16 protein-coding genes are annotated in these 18,233 nt (G+C 62.6%); 2 read left to right on the forward strand and 14 right to left on the reverse strand.

Annotation, left to right across the window (positions count from 1 at the left end; all coding sequences use genetic code 11):
• Positions 1 to 22: 22 nt before the first annotated feature.
• From P9A16_RS32745 to P9A16_RS32760, 4 genes are all read right to left on the reverse strand, one after another.
• Positions 23 to 1,855, reverse strand: coding sequence for a dipeptide ABC transporter ATP-binding protein (locus tag P9A16_RS32745; protein WP_278026403.1), 1,833 nt, complete (start codon positions 1,853 to 1,855; stop codon positions 23 to 25).
• Positions 1,852 to 2,766: an ABC transporter permease gene (locus P9A16_RS32750; RefSeq protein ID WP_256119187.1), complete on the reverse strand. Its 915-nt coding sequence runs from the start codon at positions 2,764 to 2,766 to the stop codon at positions 1,852 to 1,854. The genes P9A16_RS32745 and P9A16_RS32750 overlap by 4 nt, the downstream gene beginning before the upstream one ends.
• A complete protein-coding gene (locus P9A16_RS32755; RefSeq protein ID WP_130520143.1) occupies positions 2,766 to 3,755 on the reverse strand; it encodes an ABC transporter permease in 990 nt (329 codons plus the stop codon). The genes P9A16_RS32750 and P9A16_RS32755 overlap by 1 nt, the downstream gene beginning before the upstream one ends.
• A gap of 98 nt (positions 3,756 to 3,853) precedes the next feature.
• Positions 3,854 to 5,407, reverse strand: coding sequence for an ABC transporter substrate-binding protein (locus tag P9A16_RS32760; protein WP_023512299.1), 1,554 nt, complete (start codon positions 5,405 to 5,407; stop codon positions 3,854 to 3,856).
• A 353-nt stretch (positions 5,408 to 5,760) separates the two neighbouring features.
• On the opposite strand from P9A16_RS32760, the gene P9A16_RS32765 reads away from it, so the two are divergent.
• A complete protein-coding gene (locus P9A16_RS32765) occupies positions 5,761 to 6,795 on the forward strand; it encodes a helix-turn-helix transcriptional regulator (protein ID WP_050745857.1) in 1,035 nt (344 codons plus the stop codon).
• A 123-nt stretch (positions 6,796 to 6,918) separates the two neighbouring features.
• Here P9A16_RS32765 and P9A16_RS32770 read toward each other — a convergent pair whose 3' ends face one another.
• From P9A16_RS32770 to P9A16_RS32805, 8 genes are all read right to left on the reverse strand, one after another.
• Entirely contained in the window at positions 6,919 to 8,352 is a 1,434-nt protein-coding gene (locus tag P9A16_RS32770; protein WP_278026404.1) for an NAD(P)(+) transhydrogenase (Re/Si-specific) subunit beta, read from the reverse strand.
• A gap of 19 nt (positions 8,353 to 8,371) precedes the next feature.
• The gene (locus P9A16_RS32775) at positions 8,372 to 9,952 is read right to left on the reverse strand and encodes a Re/Si-specific NAD(P)(+) transhydrogenase subunit alpha (protein WP_278026405.1); all 1,581 of its coding nucleotides are present in this window, start codon (positions 9,950 to 9,952) and stop codon (positions 8,372 to 8,374) included.
• A 178-nt stretch (positions 9,953 to 10,130) separates the two neighbouring features.
• Positions 10,131 to 10,931, reverse strand: a complete 801-nt coding sequence (locus tag P9A16_RS32780; protein ID WP_024270776.1) for an ABC transporter ATP-binding protein — start codon at positions 10,929 to 10,931, stop codon at positions 10,131 to 10,133.
• Positions 10,932 to 10,981: 50 nt separating this feature from the next.
• Positions 10,982 to 11,752, reverse strand: a complete 771-nt coding sequence (locus P9A16_RS32785; protein ID WP_024270775.1) for an ABC transporter permease — start codon at positions 11,750 to 11,752, stop codon at positions 10,982 to 10,984.
• Positions 11,753 to 11,816: 64 nt separating this feature from the next.
• A complete protein-coding gene (locus tag P9A16_RS32790) occupies positions 11,817 to 12,812 on the reverse strand; it encodes an ABC transporter substrate-binding protein (protein ID WP_278026406.1) in 996 nt (331 codons plus the stop codon).
• 332 nt (positions 12,813 to 13,144) lie between these two features.
• Positions 13,145 to 14,143 carry a CobW family GTP-binding protein gene (locus P9A16_RS32795; RefSeq protein WP_278026407.1) on the reverse strand — a complete coding sequence of 333 codons (999 nt, stop codon included), beginning with the start codon at positions 14,141 to 14,143 and terminating at the stop codon, positions 13,145 to 13,147.
• A gap of 2 nt (positions 14,144 to 14,145) precedes the next feature.
• Positions 14,146 to 14,613, reverse strand: a complete 468-nt coding sequence (locus P9A16_RS32800; RefSeq protein ID WP_278026408.1) for a RidA family protein — start codon at positions 14,611 to 14,613, stop codon at positions 14,146 to 14,148.
• Between the two features lie 23 nt (positions 14,614 to 14,636).
• Positions 14,637 to 15,398: a GntR family transcriptional regulator gene (locus tag P9A16_RS32805; RefSeq protein WP_245290396.1), complete on the reverse strand. Its 762-nt coding sequence runs from the start codon at positions 15,396 to 15,398 to the stop codon at positions 14,637 to 14,639.
• A gap of 196 nt (positions 15,399 to 15,594) precedes the next feature.
• Between P9A16_RS32805 and P9A16_RS32810 the strand changes: the two genes are divergently transcribed.
• Positions 15,595 to 16,968, forward strand: coding sequence for a cytosine deaminase (locus tag P9A16_RS32810; protein WP_278026409.1), 1,374 nt, complete (start codon positions 15,595 to 15,597; stop codon positions 16,966 to 16,968).
• Positions 16,969 to 17,046: 78 nt separating this feature from the next.
• Here the strand turns inward: P9A16_RS32810 and P9A16_RS32815 are convergent, their stop codons facing one another.
• Both P9A16_RS32815 and P9A16_RS32820 read right to left on the reverse strand, forming a co-directional pair.
• Entirely contained in the window at positions 17,047 to 18,036 is a 990-nt protein-coding gene (locus P9A16_RS32815; protein WP_278026410.1) for an isochorismatase family protein, read from the reverse strand.
• Positions 18,036 to 18,233, reverse strand: a complete 198-nt coding sequence (locus P9A16_RS32820) for a 2-hydroxymuconate tautomerase (RefSeq protein ID WP_278026411.1) — start codon at positions 18,231 to 18,233, stop codon at positions 18,036 to 18,038. The genes P9A16_RS32815 and P9A16_RS32820 overlap by 1 nt, the downstream gene beginning before the upstream one ends.

Consider the following 18,233-nt stretch of genomic DNA (forward strand, 5'->3'; position numbering starts at 1 on the left):
CTGTAGACCTCTGGATTTTCCGTCACGCCGCTTCGACGATTTTCGCCAGGTGACAGGCGGCGAAGGCTTCCCCGGCCCGCGGTGTCAGCACCGGATCGATGGTTGCGCATTTCTCGATCGCGAAGGGACAGCGCGTCCGGAAGCTGCATCCCGGCGGAATGTTGATCGGATTGGGCGGCTCGCCTTCGAGAAGGTATTTTTCAGGGTCGTAGGGCCGCGCCTCGATCGACGGCACGGCGCTGAGAAGTGCCCGCGTATAGGGATGGCCGGGATTGAAGAAGGTCGTCTGGTTGTCGGAAAGCTCGACGACGCGGCCGAGATACATCACCGCGACGCGATTGCAGACCCGCCGCACCATGCCGAGATCGTGCGAAATGTAGAGGAGCGTGATACCGCGCTCGCGCTGCAATTTCTCGAAAAGCGCAAGCAACTTGGTCTGCTCCACCTGGTCGAGCGCAGACAGCGTCTCGTCGAGGATCAGCAGTTCCGGATCGAGCACCATGGCGCGCGCGATGTTCACCCGCTGGCGCTGGCCGGCGCTGAGACCCACCGGCAGCTTGTCGTGAAGATCGAGCGACAGGCCGATTTCCTGCATGACCTGCTCGACCTTCGGCCGGATCGCGCTGCCCGCCATGCCGTGGATCCTCAAAGGTTCGGCGATCGTGCGGCCGATGGTGAAATGCGGCGGGATGGCGTTGAACGGGTCCTGCAGCAGAAGCTGGAAGCGCTTGCGCAGGTCGAGCTGGCCCTTGGCATTGAGCCGCGCGATATCCTTGCCCTTGAACAGGATCTGCCCGGTATTGGGCAATTCGAGCAGGCTGAGCAGCCGCGAGAGCGAGGACTTGCCGCAGCCGGATTCGCCGACGATGCCGAGGCTGTCGCCCTTGTGCACATCGAAGGACACGCCGCGCACGGCATGCACATGCTGCTTGCCGAAGAGTTTCGTCGGGTCCTTGGTGCTGTAGACGCGGCTGATGTCGCGCACGGACAGCACGACCTCGCTGTCGGAAATCTTGTCGGCAATCGAGGCGCCGGTGTTGCGCGTGTCGGCCTCCCAGATTTTCGGCAGGTCCGAGATGAGGTTCGCCGTATAGGGATGTTTGGGGGCGCTCAGCAGGTCCTCGAATGGCTGGTGTTCCACCACCTGGCCCGCCGACAGGACCAGCACCTCGTCGGCGATATCGTGCAGGGTCCCGAGCGACGACGAGACGAACAGGATCGCCGTGTTGAAATCGCGCTGGAGATCCTTCAGCAGGCGCAGGATCTGCGCCGCCACCGTCACATCGAGCGGCTGCGTGATGTTGTCGACCACCAGCAGGTCCGGCTGGGTGACGAGCGCATCAACGATCATCACGCGCTGCATCATGCCGCCGGAGAACTGGAACGGGAATTCCTGGAAGCGCTGCGCCGCCGAGGGGATCCGCACCGCATCGAGCGTGCGCACGACCCGGCGCGCGGCGTCGGCCGTGCTGATGCCCGGCTCGACGGCTTTCAGCTTCTCCACGATCTGGTGGCCGATCGGGATGGTCGGGTCGAGCGCGCTGCCGGGATCGGAGCCGATATAGGCGATCTTGCGGCCGCGCAGCGCCTGCATCTGCCGCTGCGGCAGCGTGACGAGGTCTTCGCCGCGATAGAGGATCTTGCCGCCGGTAATTTCCAGCGGCCTGGCGACCCAGTTGATCAGCGCGCGCGACAGCACGGTCTTGCCGGAGCCGCTTTCGCCGATGATGCCGAGCACGCGGTTTTCCTCGATGCTGAGGGAAACGTCCCGGAGCACCGGCCGCCTTGCGCCGGAGCCGAGAAGCAGATCGACGGAAAGGCCCTGGACATCCAGGATTTTCGAGGACGTGTTCATTCGACCCCCTGCAGAATCTTGTTGCGCGAACGTTCCAGTGCCCCACCCATGAAATTGATGCCGCACAGCGAGAGGGCCAGCAGCAGGCCGGGCACGGTGGTGATCCACCAGGCGTTCATGAGGTATTTCGTGCCGTCGGCGATGATCGTGCCGAAGGTGGGCGTCGGCGGCTGCACGCCGATGCCGATGAAGCCGAGCGCCGCCTCGAAGATCATCATCTTCGCCACATCCAGCACAGCGACGAAGGCGATCGGCGGCAGGATGTTCGGCGCGATGTGCACGAGCAGAATCCGGAGGTCGGACGCGCCGAGGATCTTGGCCGCCCGCACATATTCCCGCCGCCGCTCGGACAGCGTGACGCTGCGGGCGACACGGGCATAGGCGGGCCAGCCGGCGAGGATGAAGACGAGGATGATGGTCAGCGGCGTCGGCCGCGTGACGCCGAGAATGGTGATCGCCAGGATGACCACGGGGATCGACATCTGCGCATCGGTGAGCCGCATCAGCACCAGGCCGACCCATCCGCCGACATAACCGGCGATCATGCCGATCGCCGAGCCGACGATGAACATGCCTATGACGCTGACGACGCCGATGAACAGCGCGTTGCGCAGGCCGATCAGCGAGCGCGAGAACAGGTCGCGGCCGAGCTGGTCCGTGCCGAAGAGGTAGGGCATGTTCGCGCCGTCGAGAAGCCCGGGTTCGAGGAACTTCTTGCTGACGTTGAACTGCGTCGGCGACAGGTTGAGGAGATAGGGGCCGATCACCGACAGGAGCAGCAGCCCGAGCACGATGGCAAAGCCGATCTTGAAATCGGCGGTGCGCCATGCCTTTGCGAAGAGGCTGGTGCCGGGGCCGCGCTTTCTTGCGACGGCCGTTCCGGCGGGATCGATATCCGTTCCGATAGCCATCAGTACTGCAGCCTTCTGTCAATGGTGGTGGCGGCGAAGTCGACGAGGATGTTGACGACGACGAGAACCACGCAGGCGAGGATGGAGATCGCCTGGATGATCGGGAAATCGCGCTGGAACACCGCGTTGATCATCAGGAGGCCCACGCCGGGGAAGTTGAACACGTATTCGATGAGAAACAGGCTGCCGAGCAGCACGCCGACGGCCTGGATGCCGAGCGTGTTGAGAAGCGGGATCAGCGAATTGCGGAAGACGTGGAAGACGATCATGCGCGATCGTGACAACCCGCGGATCTGCCCGACCGAGACATAGGCCTCCATCAGGTTGCCGCTGACCGACACCGCGATCGAGCGGATGAAGACCGGCGCCAGTTCGACCGCCAGCACGATCGCCGGCAATATCGCGTAGCTGAAACCCTTGTAGCCGATCGCCGGCAGCCAGCCTGCCTTCGCCGAGACGAGGAAGATCAGCACCAGCGCCAGCCAGATATTGGGCAGCGAGACGAAGATCGAACTCAGGTAGAGCGCGAAGCGATCCGGCCACTTGCCCGACCGCAGCCCCGCATAGATGCCGATCGGCACCGCCAGCGCCAGCGCGAAGACGAAGGCGAGGCCGGCGAGCAGCAGGCTGTAGGGCACTGCCGTCGCGATGAGCCCGATGACCGACGCGCGGTTGGCGGCATTGAACGTATCGGCGGCGCGGGTGCCGCCGGTGCTGGCGCCCTGGGCGCTGCGCACGAACGAACGCCCGAAGTCGCCCTGGGCGATCTGCCCGACATAGCGGCCGAACTGCACGAGCACCGGATCGCGCAGCCCCATTTCCTTGGCCGTCTGTTCTGCGACCGATGGCGACACCATCGGCCCCAGCATGATGCGCACGGGGTCTCCCGGCACCACCCTCAACAAGGTGAAGATGAGCAGTGCCACGAGGAGAACGATGATGAGACCCTGCGCTATTCTTCGCATGAAGAAATCGAGAGCAAAGAGCATGTAGGGTACCCCGCGATGCCGTTACAGTCTGCCGGCGGACCTTTTGTTTCTGCCGCGTTATCCGACGCCGAAGCGATGCCGCTTCGGCTGGAAATGCTTTAGACCAGGTCCGCCTTGCTGAGATCGATCGGACCGTTCGGGAAGTAGTAGGCACCCTGAAGGCCCTTCGCCGCGCCGTGGAAGTTGACGGCGGAAAACAGCGAGAAGCTCGGCGATTTCTGCGCCATCAGCGGGAAGACCTTTTCCTGAAGGATCTTCAGGCGCTCTTCCGGCGTCGCGGCACCCCGCTCCTCGTCGAGCACGGCGTCGATCTCCGGATCGTTGACGCCGGTGATGAGTGCCGCCTTCGAATGCCAGTTGGGGCGCAGCACCAGGTCAGGCTCCGGCGAGCCGGTCATCCAGCCCACGTCGCACATATGGCCCTGGCCCTGGCCGTCGGCGGCGCGGTAGATCGCCTGTTCCCAGGCGGCCGGTTCCAGCACGGTCAGCTGCACGTTGAAGCCCTGCTCGGCCATCATGGCGGTGATGATTTCGCCATATTCCTTGGTCTTCGGGTAGAAGCCGATCGAGGTGATATATTCGAGCGGCGGCAGGCCCTCTCCGTTCGGGAATCCGGCCTCTGCCAGCAGGCGCTGGCATTCCTCCGGGTCGTATTTCGGATAGGTCTCGATGTCCTTGAAGCCGAACTTCATCGGCGAGATGAAGCAGCTCGTCGCCGAGGCGGCGTCGCCCATCAGCATGAGGATCTGCTCGCGATCGATCGCATGGCAGGCGGCAAGCCGGATGCGCGGATCGTCGAAGGGCGCCTTGTTGCAGCGGAAGTGCAGGTACTTGTTCTCGGTGGAGAGGCCGCGGTGCCCGACGACAGTGGCGTTGCCGGCGAGCGAGGCATATTGCTCCGGCTCCAGGCGCTCGGCGATCTGGTATTCGCCGTTCATCAGGCCGAGCAGGCGGGTATTGGCATCCGGCACATAGGCATAGACGATCTGGTCGATTTTCGGCCGGCCGCCGTAATAGGCGTCATTGGCCGCCAGCGTGCTGCGATCGCCGACCGTCTCGACATATTTGAAGGCATTGGTGCCGTTCGGACGCTTCTGCAGGGTCGCGGGATCGGCAACGTCCTTGGCCGACAGGATCGGCAGGAAGCTGGAGATGAACCAGAAGGCGGAGGCGGGATAGCCATGTTTGGCGGTGCTGAGGCGCACGGTCAGGCGGTCCACGACCTCAACGTCGACGCGGCCCGGATAGAAGGACGCGGCTGGCCGTTCCGGGTTGGAGGCATATTCCATCGTCGCCTTGACGTCCTCGGCGCCGAAGTCCTTGCCGTCATGGAATTTTACGCCGTCGCGCAGCTTGAACTCCAGCGTGTTTGCGTCGATGAGCTGCCAGCTCACTGCAAGGTCCGGCTCCAGCTCGGGGACCTTGCCCTCTTCCATCTGGCAGCGGGTCAGATGGCTGAACACGAACTTTTCGAAGTTCGACTGGCCAAGCGTGGTGTGCGATGTCGGGTCCCAGTTCCCGGTCACCGGCCCCATCGAGGCGAGGACCACGGTCTTCTTCGCCTGCGCTGCGGCAGGCCCCGCAATCGAGGCCAAGCTCGCAGCTGCAACGACAGCACCTGTACTCGCAAGCAATTCGCGACGTGTAATCATGGATAGGTTCCCTTTATCGTTGATCTGCCGGAGGAAAACAGCGGCTTTCCCGACCACCGTCCCCTTCCAATTGCAGCAACGTTAGCAGCAGCACGGCCCTCTCGGCTTGACACCGCGTACGTCTTTTTTGTCGCAACGGCAGGATTGTAGCAACGGGCCGGCGCGCATGAACAATCTATCCGCGCATCCAGCGAGCGCACTACAATTGTCTCGCCGCCTTTTGTCACCGCACTCGGCAAAAGGCCTTGCGATTCGGCCGGGCACCGGCAATCATGATGAAAACATGACGAACAGGCCGCGCGAGGCGCCCGACGTCAAACCTCCCGAACTGCCAATGCGTCGAAGGGTTACGAATGGAACGCGTTATCGATCTGTCATCGCGTATCGACTATGAGATGCTTTTCGATCGGAAAACGGCGCAAACTTACTATGGCGTCGAGCCCGAGCCGGCCGGACGCTACTATGACGACGACCGCGGAATGGTGGTGCGCACCCATGTCGACGGCGGCCCATTCCGCCAGGACCTGATCCAGTTCGAGCCGGACGTGCTCGCCTTTGCCGGCTTCGGCAGCCCGTTTCCGCTGCCCAATGTGCGCCATCATGTGCAGACCGTCGGCGACGAGGACTGGATTCACTTCACCCTCTGTCTGGATTCCGCGATCTGCGAGAACGTGCTCGGTCAGGAAGTGGTCGAGCAGGAGCGCTACGAATGCACGATCACACGCTATCCGGCCAAATCGGTGATCGACCGCATGTCGCGGCTCGACGGGCAATACAAGATCGCCTGTCTCTGGTTCAAACCGAACGCCCTCTTGAGAATGCTCGAAACGACGGAATCGCGCATTCCTGATGAGCTGTTCTGGCTGAAGGCAGGCCGGGTGGACCGCGTCCATCATGCATCGATACCGCTGACGACGCAGATGTATCACGCCGTTAACGACGTCCTGACGTGCAACTTTTCCGGCGGCGTGCGCCGGGCGTTCGTGCGCTCCAAATATCTGGAACTGCTGTCAACGATCTATCAGTCACTGGTCGACCAGGCCAATCAGAAACGATCGTTCTGCGGCGATGGCGACCATCGCAAGGTCGAGGCGGTGGCGAGCTACCTCACGTCGAACCCCGCCTCAAAGGATTCGCTTGCCGATATCGCGCGGCGCGTCGGCATGAACCGCACCAAGCTCGTCACCACCTTCAAGGAGGTCTACGGCACCTCCGTCGAGGCCTATTGGCGCGACTGGCGCCTGCAGAAGGCGCGCGACCTGCTCGTCAACCGGCAGATGTCGGTGAGCGAGGTCGCCCAGCAGGTCGGCTATTCCGAAATCTCCGCCTTCACCCGCGCCTTCAGCAAACAGTTCGGCATCGCGCCGAAGAAATACCAGATGAAGTGAGCTTTCCGGGCGCGATGCCTTCGGCAAGGCCGGCGACCGACGATGATACAAGCGGTCGCCGAACCATATAGGTTCCCAGCGAATGCAGACCTCCTCCTTCCGCTGGGCGTCCCCGTCCTTGTGCTATGCCAGCGCCGGCAGGAGCTGATCGATGCTCTTCTTGGCGTCACCGTAGAACATACGGGTGTTATCCTTGAAGAACAGCGGGTTCTCGATGCCGGAATAGCCGGTGCCCTGGCCGCGCTTGGACACGAACACCTGCTTGGCCTTCCAGACCTCGAGGACCGGCATGCCCGATATCGGCGAGTTGGGATCCTCCTGCGCGGCCGGGTTGACGATGTCGTTGGAGCCAATGACGATCACGACATCCGTATTCGGGAAGTCCTCGTTGATCTCGTCCATTTCCAGAACGATGTCGTAGGGCACCTTGGCTTCGGCAAGCAGCACGTTCATGTGGCCTGGCAGACGGCCGGCAACGGGATGGATGGCAAAGCGTACGGTCTTGCCGGCGGCGCGCAGCTTGCGCGTCAGTTCCGAGACCGACTGCTGGGCCTGCGCCACCGCCATGCCGTAGCCCGGCACGATAACGATGCTGTCAGCCTCGTTGAGCGCAGCGACCACGCCCTCGGCATCGATGGCGATCTGCTCGCCGGTGATCTCCATCGCCGGACCCGTCGCCGCACCGAAGCCGCCGAGGATGACGGAGACGAAGGAGCGGTTCATCGCCTTGCACATGATGTAGGAGAGGATCGCACCCGACGAGCCGACCAACGCGCCGGTGACGATCAAGAGATCGTTGCCGAGCGTGAAGCCGATGGCGGCGGCGGCCCAGCCGGAATAGCTGTTCAGCATGGAAACGACCACCGGCATGTCGGCGCCGCCGATGCCCATGATCAGATGGTAACCGATGAAGAAGGCGGCGAGCGTCATCACGATGAGTGTCCACGCATCGGCACCTTGGACATAGAGCACGAGCAGGACGAGCGAGAGCAGCGCGGCACCAGCATTGAGCACATGGCCGCCCGGCAGTTTCCTGGCCTTGCCATCCACCTTTCCGGCCAGCTTGCCGAAGGCGACGACCGAGCCGGTGAAGGTGACCGCTCCGATGAAGACACCGAGGAACACCTCGGCCTTCATGATCGACAGCTCAACGGGTTCCTTGTGGGCGAGGATGGCTGCAAAACCCGTCAGTGCGGAGCGTCCGGCCTCGTCAAGGCTCGCGACATGCGCCGCCTCCAGATGCGCGTTGAAACCGATGAAGACGGCAGCGAGACCGACGAAAGAGTGCAGCGCCGCAACGAGCTGCGGCATTTCCGTCATCTGCACGCGGGAGGCGACGAAGGCGCCGAGCACCGCGCCGCCTGATATCATCAGCACGATGACGAACCAGTTGCCGACATCGGGTCCGAAGACCGTGGCGATGACGGCAAGGCCCATGCCCACAATGCCGTACCAGACGGCGCGCTTGGCGCTTTCCTGGCCGGAGAGCCCGCCGAGGGAGAGGATGAAGAGAATGGCTGCCGCAATATACGCGGCCGAAACGATGCCGATCGTCATGATGAGGACCCTTGCGCGATCAGGATTTCTGGAACATGGCGAGCATGCGCCGGGTGACGAGGAAGCCGCCGACAATGTTGATCGTGGCGATCAGTACGGACAACGCCGAAAGCACCACCACCAGCAGGCTGCCGGAGCCGATCTGCAGCAGCGCGCCAAGGATGATGATGCCCGAGACCGCGTTGGTAACGGCCATCAGCGGCGTGTGCAGCGAATGTGAGACGTTCCAGATGACCTGGAAGCCCACGAAGCAGGCGAGCACGAAGACGATGAAGTGGCTCATGAAGGCCGATGGTGCGAAGGCCCCGACGATGAGCAGCAGCGTCGTGCCGGCGACGAGCAGCGCAAGCTGGCTCTTCGTCTCGGCCTTGAAGGCGGCGGTTTCGGCCGCGCGCTTTTCCTCTGCCGTCAGTTCCTTGACTTTTTCCTTCGGCTTCTGCGCAGCGATCGCCGCGATCTTCGGCGGCGGCGGCGGGAAGGTGATCGTACCCTCGAAGGCAACGGTCGCCCCGCGGATGACATCGTCTTCCATGTTGTGGACGATCCTGCCGTCCTTGCCCGGCGTCAGGTCGGCCAGCATGTGGCGGATGTTGGTGGCATAGAGCGCCGAGGACTGCGCGGCCATGCGGCTCGGAAAGTCCGTGTAACCGATGACGGTGACACCGTTGTCCGAGACGATCTTCTGGTCAGCGACCGTCAGGTCGCAATTGCCGCCACGCTCGGCCGCAAGATCGACGACCACGGAGCCCGGCTTCATCGCAGCAACCATGTCGGCCGACCACAGTTTCGGCGCATCGCGGCCGGGGATCAGCGCCGTCGTGATGACGATGTCCACCTTCGGGGCTAGCTCACGGAACTTGGCAAGCTGCTTCTCGCGGAACTCCGGCGAGGACGGGGCGGCATAACCGCCGGACGCCGCGCCGTCCTGCGCACCACCATCGAAGTCGAGATAGACGAATTCCGCGCCCATACTCTCGATCTGTTCGGCCACTTCCGGGCGCACGTCGAAGGCATAGGTCTGCGCGCCAAGCGAGGTCGCAACACCGATCGCCGCAAGGCCCGCGACGCCCGCGCCGATGACAAGAACCTTGGCCGGCGGAACCTTGCCGGCTGCCGTGATCTGGCCGGTGAAGAAACGCCCGAAATTGTTGCCGGCCTCGATCACCGCGCGGTAGCCGGCGATGTTGGCCATCGACGACAGCGCGTCCATCTTCTGGGCGCGCGAGATGCGTGGCACCATGTCCATGGCGATGACGTTTGCACCCTTCGCCCGGGCCTGCTCCAGCAGTTCGCCGTTCTGGCCAGGATAGAAGAACGAGATCAGCGTCTGGCCTGCGGACAGAAGCTCGATCTCTCCGTTCAAAGGCGGACGGACCTTGACGATGACATCGCACGCCGCGACCAGCGCCGCCGCACTGTCGACCACCGTCACGCCCGCGGCGCGGTAGGCATCGTCCGATAGACCTGCCCCAAGCCCCGCACCCGCTTCGACAAAACACGTATGCCCCAGCTTTGCCAGTTGAACCGCGCTATCGGGCGTCAGCGCAACGCGCAGCTCTCCAATGGCCAGCTCCTTGAGAGCTCCAACCTTCTGTCCCATTTCACTTTCCGGCAGAGCCGGCCCTCTGATGTACGCGTGTATTTCGAAAAATCGCCGAGAGGGGAACGCGCGGTGGAGACGTTCTCCCGCGATACGGCGTTCACCGGCGATGCTGCGACCCTGTGCGCGCGAAAACGCGGCACACAAGGTCACCGAGACTTGCTCCTACCGGCGCGCCCTAGTGGGCGACCAGAATGCCCTTGGCCTCGAAGATATCGCGAATCTTGCGGACATAGCCGTGATAGTCCTTGTTCTCGTGTATCCGGCTCCACTGGCGGGGACGGGGCATATCGATGTTGAGATCAAGGTCGACGCGGCCCGGGCGGGGCGACATGACCAAAACGCGGTCCGCCAGGAACACCGCCTCGTCGATGCCGTGCGTGATGAAGAGCACCGTGTTGCCGAGCCGCATCCACATCGACTGGAGATCCATGATCATCTGTTCGCGCGTCAGCGCATCGAGCGCGCCGAACGGCTCGTCCATGAGCAGGAGGCCGGGCTCCTGGATCAGCGCACGGCAGATCGCCACGCGCTGGCGCATGCCGCCGGACAGTTCCGAGGGGTATTTGTTGCCGAACCCTTCAAGCCCCACCTGGGCCAGCAGTTCCTCTGCACGGCTGCGGTATCGCGCGACATCGAGCCGTTTGATCTCGATGGGCAGAAGGATGTTTTCAAGTACGGTGCGCCAATAGAGAAGAAGGTCGGACTGGAAGACGACACCGATCTTGGGATGCGGCTTGACGATGGTCTCCCCATCGATGGCGATCGTACCAGTCGATGCGCCCGTCAGGCCAGCCAGCAGCGACAGAAGCGTGCTCTTGCCGCAACCGCTCGGGCCGACCACGGCAACAAAGGTGCCGGGCTCGAATTTGAGGTCGATCTTTTCGAGCGCTACGACATCTTCGTCTTCACGCGTCTTGTAGATTTTCGAGAGCCGGGAGATGTCGACCGCCGCACCCGCCTGGACAATAGCATTCATGGGACTACCTCACTGAATCTTCTTTGCTTCGGACCGCCCAGAGGGTGGCCCTACTTGGTGTCGCGCTTGTAGGTGACGCGGCTTTCGACGAAATCGATGACGAAATAGAGCATCACGCCCAGGCCGGAGATGGCAACGACAGTCGCGAAATTCAGCGTGGTATCGAACAGCGAATTGGCCTGGAGCTGCAGGTAGCCGAGGCCGCGTTCGGCGGCGACGTATTCGCCGATGACCGCCCCGATCACGGCAAGCGACACCGCCACCTTGAAGCCGCCGAAGATGTTCGGCAGTGCCGCCGGCAGACGCACCTTGAAGAAAGTCTGCCATTCGCTGGCGCCCATGGAGCGGACGAGGTTGACGAGGTTTTTGTCCAGCGCCTGGAGCCCCACCACCGTCGAGATGACGATAGGAAAGAAGGAGATCAGAAAGGCGAGCGTGATCTTCGGGGCCCAGCCATAACCCAGATACAGCACCAGCAGTGGCGCCAGCGCCACCTTCGGCACGGTCTGAAGCGCGACCAGGATCGGATAGATGGCACGCTCGAATGCGCGCGAGTAGAAGATCGCGAGCGCCAGAGGAATGCCGACGAGCACGCCCATCGCAAATCCGGAAACGACTTCGAACAGGGTCACGTAGGCATGGCTGGCGAGCAGAGGAAGCTCGTTGACGATACGCGTCGCAATTGCCACCGGCGTCGGCAGGACGAATTCCGAAAGTCCGGAAAGCGGAACCAGGATCTGCCAGGCCGCAAGCAATACGGTTGCGAGAATGATCGCCGAATAGCGTTCAAGCCACGACCCCCGCGATTTTTTCCTGCGCATGATCTTATCCTGTTTTGACTGGGCGCGATCGGCGCCGAATACATTCGTGCTCGCCACCTTAGCCTCACTGCGTCAGAAGTTCGTTGGTAAAGAAGGTCGATGCCGGCTTGGGATTGCCGATCTCCTCGGTGCTGCCGACGAGTTTCAGCGCATCGCCGATTGCCTTCTCGTCGACCCAGCCGACGGGCGTGCCGCTCGACGGTGCGTGGATCGATGCCGATGTCGCCTCGATCTGCCGCTGGACGACCTTGTCCGAGGGGCCGGCCTGCCAGACAGCCTTGAGGGCTGCGGTGGCCGCGGCCGAATCGCTCCGCGTCATCTCGATCGCCTTGGCATTGGCTGCAAGGAAGCTCTTCAGCGCTGTCGCCTTTTCGGCAATGCCGGCATCACTCGCCACCACCGCCATGCCGGGAATGGCAAGGCCGTATTCGGCCATGTCAAGCGTGGGGAAAGTCTGGCCGGTCTTGTCTTCGAGCACGGGCAGGTCGTTGGTCTTGTAGACGCTGACCACGTCAACCTGGCCCTGCAGGAACTGTGGGACGCGGGACTGGGAATCCATCTGGACCTTCGAGACCTTGCTGCAATCCACCTGGTTGATTTCACAGAAGGCGTTGAGATAGGACGTGCCGGTCTCACCGACCGCATGCGCGATGGTCTTGCCTTCCAAGTCCTTCGGCGTCTTCACCGCCTTTTCTGTGTGCGAGATGAGCGCAATCGGCGACTCCGGCTGATAGAGTGCGATGATCTTGACCGGCATCCCCTTCTGGATGGCGGAAATGGCAAAGATGCCCGGCAGGATGACGACATCCTCCTGGCCCTGGATCAGCGAACCAAGTGCTGCCTGCGAGCCGGCGCCTTCGCCAAGCTTGAGGGTGACACCAGCATCCTTGTAGATGCCTTTCTGTTCACCGAGATAGAAGAAACCGTACTCGCCCTTCAGCTTCCAGCTGAAGCGGACCTTCACTTCCTCGGCCATTGCACCCTGGCTGGCCACAAGCGTGGCGATAGCGGTCGTCGCGACGAGTGCGGCTCCGCGAATGACACGTCTGACATGCATCATTTCACTCCTCCCTAGCGGACGCCCGCTGGCGCCCTGTTGGCTTCCTGCCTCATTCATTCCCCAAGAACTGTGCCAGGGCCTCCTACCCATTTGCTCAATTCTTGATCTCATAGTGTGATCACACACTGGGATTGTCAAGTAAAGAATCTGCGAGAAATCGCATGATGCTCCCGATGAAGCACGCGCACGGGCGGCAGCCTCGCATATCCTTCAATATACGGAAATCGCTTGGAAATTTTAACCGAACGTCGCCATCACCACCCTCCGTTGCGGGAGTGTGATGCATGTTGCCGGCCTCCGCCAGCGGAGCCTCCACGAGGCCATTTTTCACGTCAGGATGTCGAGGCGAAAATGCTCGACAACGCGTTCTCAATGGCCGAACGGCTGAGATCCCTGGCTATGAACACCAGCCATCCGCCCGAAATGCCATCCGGCCAGCGTGGCAGATATTCGGGCGGGTAGACGACGTGCTGGACCCCGTGAATGACCACGGGGCGAGGATCGCCCGCGACGGACAAGAGGCCCTTGACCCGCAGAATGGACTGACCGCGACTGGCGAGCAACAATTCCAGCCAATCGACGAAGGCCGGCCAATCCACGGCAGCCGCGACGTCGACGACGAAGGTCTCGACGCCGGCGCTGTGTCGGCCATAAAGCGGCTGCTCGGAAACGTCGAGATAACGTGGGCGTTCGCCCCCCGCCCTCTCGAAAAGCGCGCCGGCGCCCGGCATCTTCGCCTTGCTGGAAACGAGTTGGCCGACCGTCGGATTGATCGCAGCGATATCATTGCGGAGCGCGTCGAGCCGCCAGGGCTCGGCGAGATCGGACTTCGTCACCACGACGCGATCGGCCAGCGCCACCTGCTGAACGGCTTCGGCGAAGCGGGCGATCGTGCCTGCGCCACCGACCCCATCGACCGTAGAAACGATCGTGCCTGCACGGTAGCCACGCCGCAACCGCAGGTCACTCATCACCGCCTGCATGATCGGCGCAGGATCGGCAAGCCCTGTCGTCTCGACGACGACGCGGCGAAATGGCTCCACCTCCCCACGGCGCACCATCTCGAACATATCGGCAAGCGTCGAGACCAGATCGTCCCGTACGGCGCAGCACAGACAGCCCGAGGACAAGAGCACGGCATCTTCCGACACTTCGCGCACCAGGAGGTGATCAAGGCCGACCTCGCCGAACTCATTGATCACGACGGCGGTATCGGCGAAATCCGGTTCGCCCAGCAGATGGCGAAGAAAGGTGGTCTTGCCGCTGCCGAGAAAGCCCGTCAGGACATGCACGGGAATGCGATCATCCTGGGCGGAGGCAGCGGGTTGCATGGTCAGACCACCTCGAAGATCGCGTCGATCTCCACCGGCACATTGCGCGGCAGCGAATAACAGCCGACGGCGGCGCGGGCATGGCGCCCCGCCTCACCGAAAACCGCGACCATCAGATCGGATGCGCCATTGATGACTTTCGGATGGTCCTTGAAATCCGGCTCGGCATTGACGAATCCGCCCAGCCGGATCACGCCGACAACGCGATCAAGATCACCGTCCAGCGCCGCCTTGAGCTGAGCAAGAATGTTCACGGCGCACAGGCGCGCCGCCGCTTGGCCATCCTCGACCGAGAAGGCGGAACCAAGCTTGCCGGTGAACTTGTCCTTGCCGCCCTCGCCCGGCACCTGGCCGGAAATATAGACCTGGCTGCCATGGCGGCGCGCCGGCACATAATTGGCGAGCGGCGCCGTCGTCGCCGGCAGTACGATGCCCAGGCTTGCCAGTTTTTTGTCGATCTTCCCTACCACGATGCGCTCCTCCCGGCAGTGTGTCAGTAGTCGAATTGCAGCTCCGGCCCATGCGCGAAGGGTAGCTCCAGCCCCTGTGGGCCGGCGACGCTGACCAGGGCCTTGCAGGTGGTGCGGATGTCGTGGACAATGCCCTTCTTGGCCGCCGCGGCGTTCTTGTCCTTCAGGGCCGCCAGAATGCTCTGGTGGTCCGATGCATTCCACGGCATCGAAGGGATGAGCAGCGACATGTACATGGTCGGCCCGAACTGCAGCCACAACGACTCAATCAGCGGCATCAGGACCTCGCTGTCCGCCGCGTGGTAGAGCGTGAAGTGGAATTTCTGGTTGGATGAAAGGCAGTTCAGGATGTCGCGTTTTTCGATGGCCACCAGAAGCTGCTTGTTGATCGCTGACAGCTCGTCCGCCAATCCCGCTGGGGCCTTCTTTACGGCAAGCTCTGTCGCCATGCCCTCCAGCATCTCCCGGATCGTGAACAGCTCGGTCAGCTTTTCGGGCCGCAACCTCGGCACGCGGACCGAACCGCCCTTGGTCTCCTCCAGAGCGTTGGCGGCGACGAGACGGCTGAGCACTTCGCGCACCGGCATCGGGCTGGTGCCGAGCCCGACAGCCAGCTTGCGCAGGCTCATCACCTGCCCCGGCAGGAAAGCGCCAACCATGAGGCCGCGGCGCATGTAGCGAAGAACATGTTCATGGACATGGCCGCGCGCCGGCTTTTCGGCAGCGTCGCTGTTGGCCTCGTTTTCCGGCTTCTTGATCGGCATCTTGTCTTCAGACTCCGTCATCTCGTCTAAAATCTGCGATCCGCCCGAAGGCCAACCCCGCCACACCAACCCGTCTCAGGGATTGACAGGTGGAATTTGTGATCTCACATTGTGATCAATAAACGACTTTTCATCAGACGGCAACCGTTAACTGTCCGACCATTCGACAGACGCCGCGGAGGAAAAGTCGTCTGACACTCCAATGGGAGAATGAGACATGGCTGCGACCGTTTCCGACCAATCTGCCCTGCGCGCCCATCTAGACCGTACCGCCAACCTCGGCCGCTATGTGCTGCGCAACGTGAGGCTTCATACGGCGACCACGAGGACGGACGCTGCCACTGCGGCGGGCAATGCATTCTTCCTCGCCGATGTGAATGTAGAGAACGGTAGAATATTAGCAATCACGCCCGTGCAACCTCACATCCTTGCCGCCGGCAACGCAGATCTGCCATCGATCGACGCTGGCGGGCGTGTCGCGCTGCCGACTTTCGTCGATTGCCATACGCATCTCGACAAGGGCCATATCCTGCCGCGCACGCCCGCGGCAGACGGCACGTTCGACGGCGCGCTGGCGGCAACGCGCAGCGACCGCACGGCGCGATGGTCAGCCGACGACCTCGGCAAGCGCATCGACTTCGCCCTCCGCTCCGCCTTTCACTACGGCACATCGGCCATCCGCACGCATCTCGATTCACAGCCACCGCAGGGCAGAATCTCCTGGTCCCTGTTCACGGAACTCCGCCAGCATTGGCACGGGCGGATCGCGTTGCAGGGGTCCTGCCTGTTCCCGATCGACATGGCACGGGACGATACGTTCCTGCGCGATATCGCCGAGCGTGTCGCCAATGCCGGAGGGATCCTCGGTGCCGTCGCCTACCCGGTACCCGATATCGATCATCTGCTCGACCGGATGTTCCACGCCGCCTCACAATACGGCCTCGACCTCGACTTCCATGCCGACGAGACCGCCGATCCGGCCGCCGACGCGCTGCGCCGCATCGCCGAAACGGCCCTGCGTTCGTCCTTCGAAAAGAAGATAACGGTCGGGCACTGCTGCTCTCTGGCCATGCAAGAACCTTCAGTCGTCGACGCGACGCTCGACAAGGTCGCGGCGGCCGGCATCAACGTCGTGGCGCTGCCGACCTGCAACCTCTACCTTCAGGACCGCAGAACCGACGGCACGACACCGCGCTGGCGTGGTGTCACCCTCCTGCATGAAATGAAGCGGCGCGGGATAGCCGTCGCACTCGCCTCGGACAACACGCGCGACCCGTTCAACGCCTACGGGGATCTAGACATGCTCGAGACGTTCCGCCTCGGCACGCGCGCCCTCCATCTCGATCATCCTCATGGCGACTGGATTCGGACGGTTTGCACGACACCGGCGCAGATCATGCGCCTCGACGGCCACGGCGTCATTGCAGCGGGGCAACCGGCCGACCTGATCCTTTTCGAGGGGCGCTCCTGGTCGGAAGTCCTCTCCCGGGCGGAGAGCAACCGCATCGTCATCCGAAACGGCTCGCCGATCTCCACGCCCCTTCCCGCCTATGCGGAGCTTGATACGCTGGCGGGGTTGGCGCCCGGCTGAAGCGCTGGACTTGCCAAGAAGAAAACCCCGCCCGGTCAGGCGAGGTTCCCCAAAACATTCCGATCGCCTTCAAGCAGATCAGGCCGTCGCACCGACCTGATAAAGCTCCACCTTCGTACCATCAGGGTCGGCGATGTAGATCGTCAGACCATAGGGGCCGTCGTGAAGGTCGGTAAAGTAGCGGACGCCGGCTCTCCTCAGCTTCGCATCCATGGCACGCACATCGTTGACCTCGAAGGCGATATGGTCGAGCTGGCGATGTTCAGACGTCTTGCCGTGGATGAGGGCGATGCCCTGATGGAAGGCGGTGAACGGGCGGCCGTCGGCGAGCGGCTTGGCCGGGCGGATCGTGAAGCCGAGCAGGTTCGTGTAGAAATCGACGGATGTGTCGATATCGTCGACCATGATCAACTGGTGGCCGTAGTTCGTCACCCGCGGCTTGACCTGTTCGCCGATCCAGTCGAGCACCTCGGACGAAGGAGCAATCTCGCAGAAATACTGCTTCCAAACCTGCTTGGCCGTCGCCTCCCAATCGGCATTCACCCCCGAAATGCAGTCATCGACCGCAATAACATCGAGATCGCGCAGATAGGCTTCGCGAATGGAGGTTTCCACGCAGGCATTGGTGGTCGCCCCGGTGACGAAGAGATGCTGGGTGCCCAGCATCTTCAGCATCATCTCGAGACGAGTCTCGTAGAATGCGCCGAAACGATGCTTACGAATGACGAAGGCCGGATCGAAATCCGCAAGGTCCTTTAGCTCGTCGATGATCTGCTCGTCCCAGGTCCCGGCGAGCGCAGAAACGCGCTTGCGGCGCGCAGTATGGCCGAGCAGCTTCTTCTTGGCTCGGTTGTGGTCGATCGCAAAATGCTCCTGCATCGTCCAGATGACGGGGATGCCCGTGTCCTGGCAGCGCTTGATGAGCTTGGCCAGCGGCGGCACGATGGAGGAGAGGCGCTTGGTATCGACGCCGGAAACGCCCAGAGTCCCCTGCTCGTGAATGAAGGCATTCTGCAGGTCGATGACCAGAAGCGCCGACTTGCGATAGTCGAGGGTTTCCAGGGTCATCACTTGTGCTCCACCATGTCGATGCCGAGCACGCCGCCGCGCCCCCAGCTTTCCTTGGGCGTTTCGTGGATCACCACATGCAGGTGGTCCGGCTTGCAGGCGGCCTCTTCGACCATGGCCTTGGTGATGGCCTTCACGAGGTTGCGCTTCTGCTCGACGGTGCGCCCCTCCCACATTTCGACGACGACGAATGGCAT

Origin of the sequence: Shinella sp. 838 (genome assembly GCF_029623935.1) — a bacterium.
GTDB lineage: Bacteria > Pseudomonadota > Alphaproteobacteria > Rhizobiales > Rhizobiaceae > Shinella.

What these genes read in the sequence shown, in the direction of transcription:
- P9A16_RS32745 (WP_278026403.1), bottom strand. Translation starts at nt 1,855, where the DNA reads ATGAACACGTCCTCGAAAATCCTGGATGTCCAGGGCCTTTCCGTCGAT.
- P9A16_RS32750 (WP_256119187.1), bottom strand. Translation starts at nt 2,766, where the DNA reads ATGGCTATCGGAACGGATATCGATCCCGCCGGAACGGCCGTCGCAAGA.
- P9A16_RS32755 (WP_130520143.1), bottom strand. Translation starts at nt 3,755, where the DNA reads ATGCTCTTTGCTCTCGATTTCTTCATGCGAAGAATAGCGCAGGGTCTC.
- P9A16_RS32760 (WP_023512299.1), bottom strand. Translation starts at nt 5,407, where the DNA reads ATGATTACACGTCGCGAATTGCTTGCGAGTACAGGTGCTGTCGTTGCA.
- P9A16_RS32765 (WP_050745857.1), top strand. Translation starts at nt 5,761, where the DNA reads ATGGAACGCGTTATCGATCTGTCATCGCGTATCGACTATGAGATGCTT.
- P9A16_RS32770 (WP_278026404.1), bottom strand. Translation starts at nt 8,352, where the DNA reads ATGACGATCGGCATCGTTTCGGCCGCGTATATTGCGGCAGCCATTCTC.
- P9A16_RS32775 (WP_278026405.1), bottom strand. Translation starts at nt 9,952, where the DNA reads ATGGGACAGAAGGTTGGAGCTCTCAAGGAGCTGGCCATTGGAGAGCTG.
- P9A16_RS32780 (WP_024270776.1), bottom strand. Translation starts at nt 10,931, where the DNA reads ATGAATGCTATTGTCCAGGCGGGTGCGGCGGTCGACATCTCCCGGCTC.
- P9A16_RS32785 (WP_024270775.1), bottom strand. Translation starts at nt 11,752, where the DNA reads ATGCGCAGGAAAAAATCGCGGGGGTCGTGGCTTGAACGCTATTCGGCG.
- P9A16_RS32790 (WP_278026406.1), bottom strand. Translation starts at nt 12,812, where the DNA reads ATGATGCATGTCAGACGTGTCATTCGCGGAGCCGCACTCGTCGCGACG.
- P9A16_RS32795 (WP_278026407.1), bottom strand. Translation starts at nt 14,143, where the DNA reads ATGCAACCCGCTGCCTCCGCCCAGGATGATCGCATTCCCGTGCATGTC.
- P9A16_RS32805 (WP_245290396.1), bottom strand. Translation starts at nt 15,398, where the DNA reads ATGACGGAGTCTGAAGACAAGATGCCGATCAAGAAGCCGGAAAACGAG.
- P9A16_RS32810 (WP_278026409.1), top strand. Translation starts at nt 15,595, where the DNA reads ATGGCTGCGACCGTTTCCGACCAATCTGCCCTGCGCGCCCATCTAGAC.
- P9A16_RS32815 (WP_278026410.1), bottom strand. Translation starts at nt 18,036, where the DNA reads ATGACCCTGGAAACCCTCGACTATCGCAAGTCGGCGCTTCTGGTCATC.
- P9A16_RS32820 (WP_278026411.1), bottom strand. Translation starts at nt 18,233, where the DNA reads ATGCCATTCGTCGTCGTCGAAATGTGGGAGGGGCGCACCGTCGAGCAG.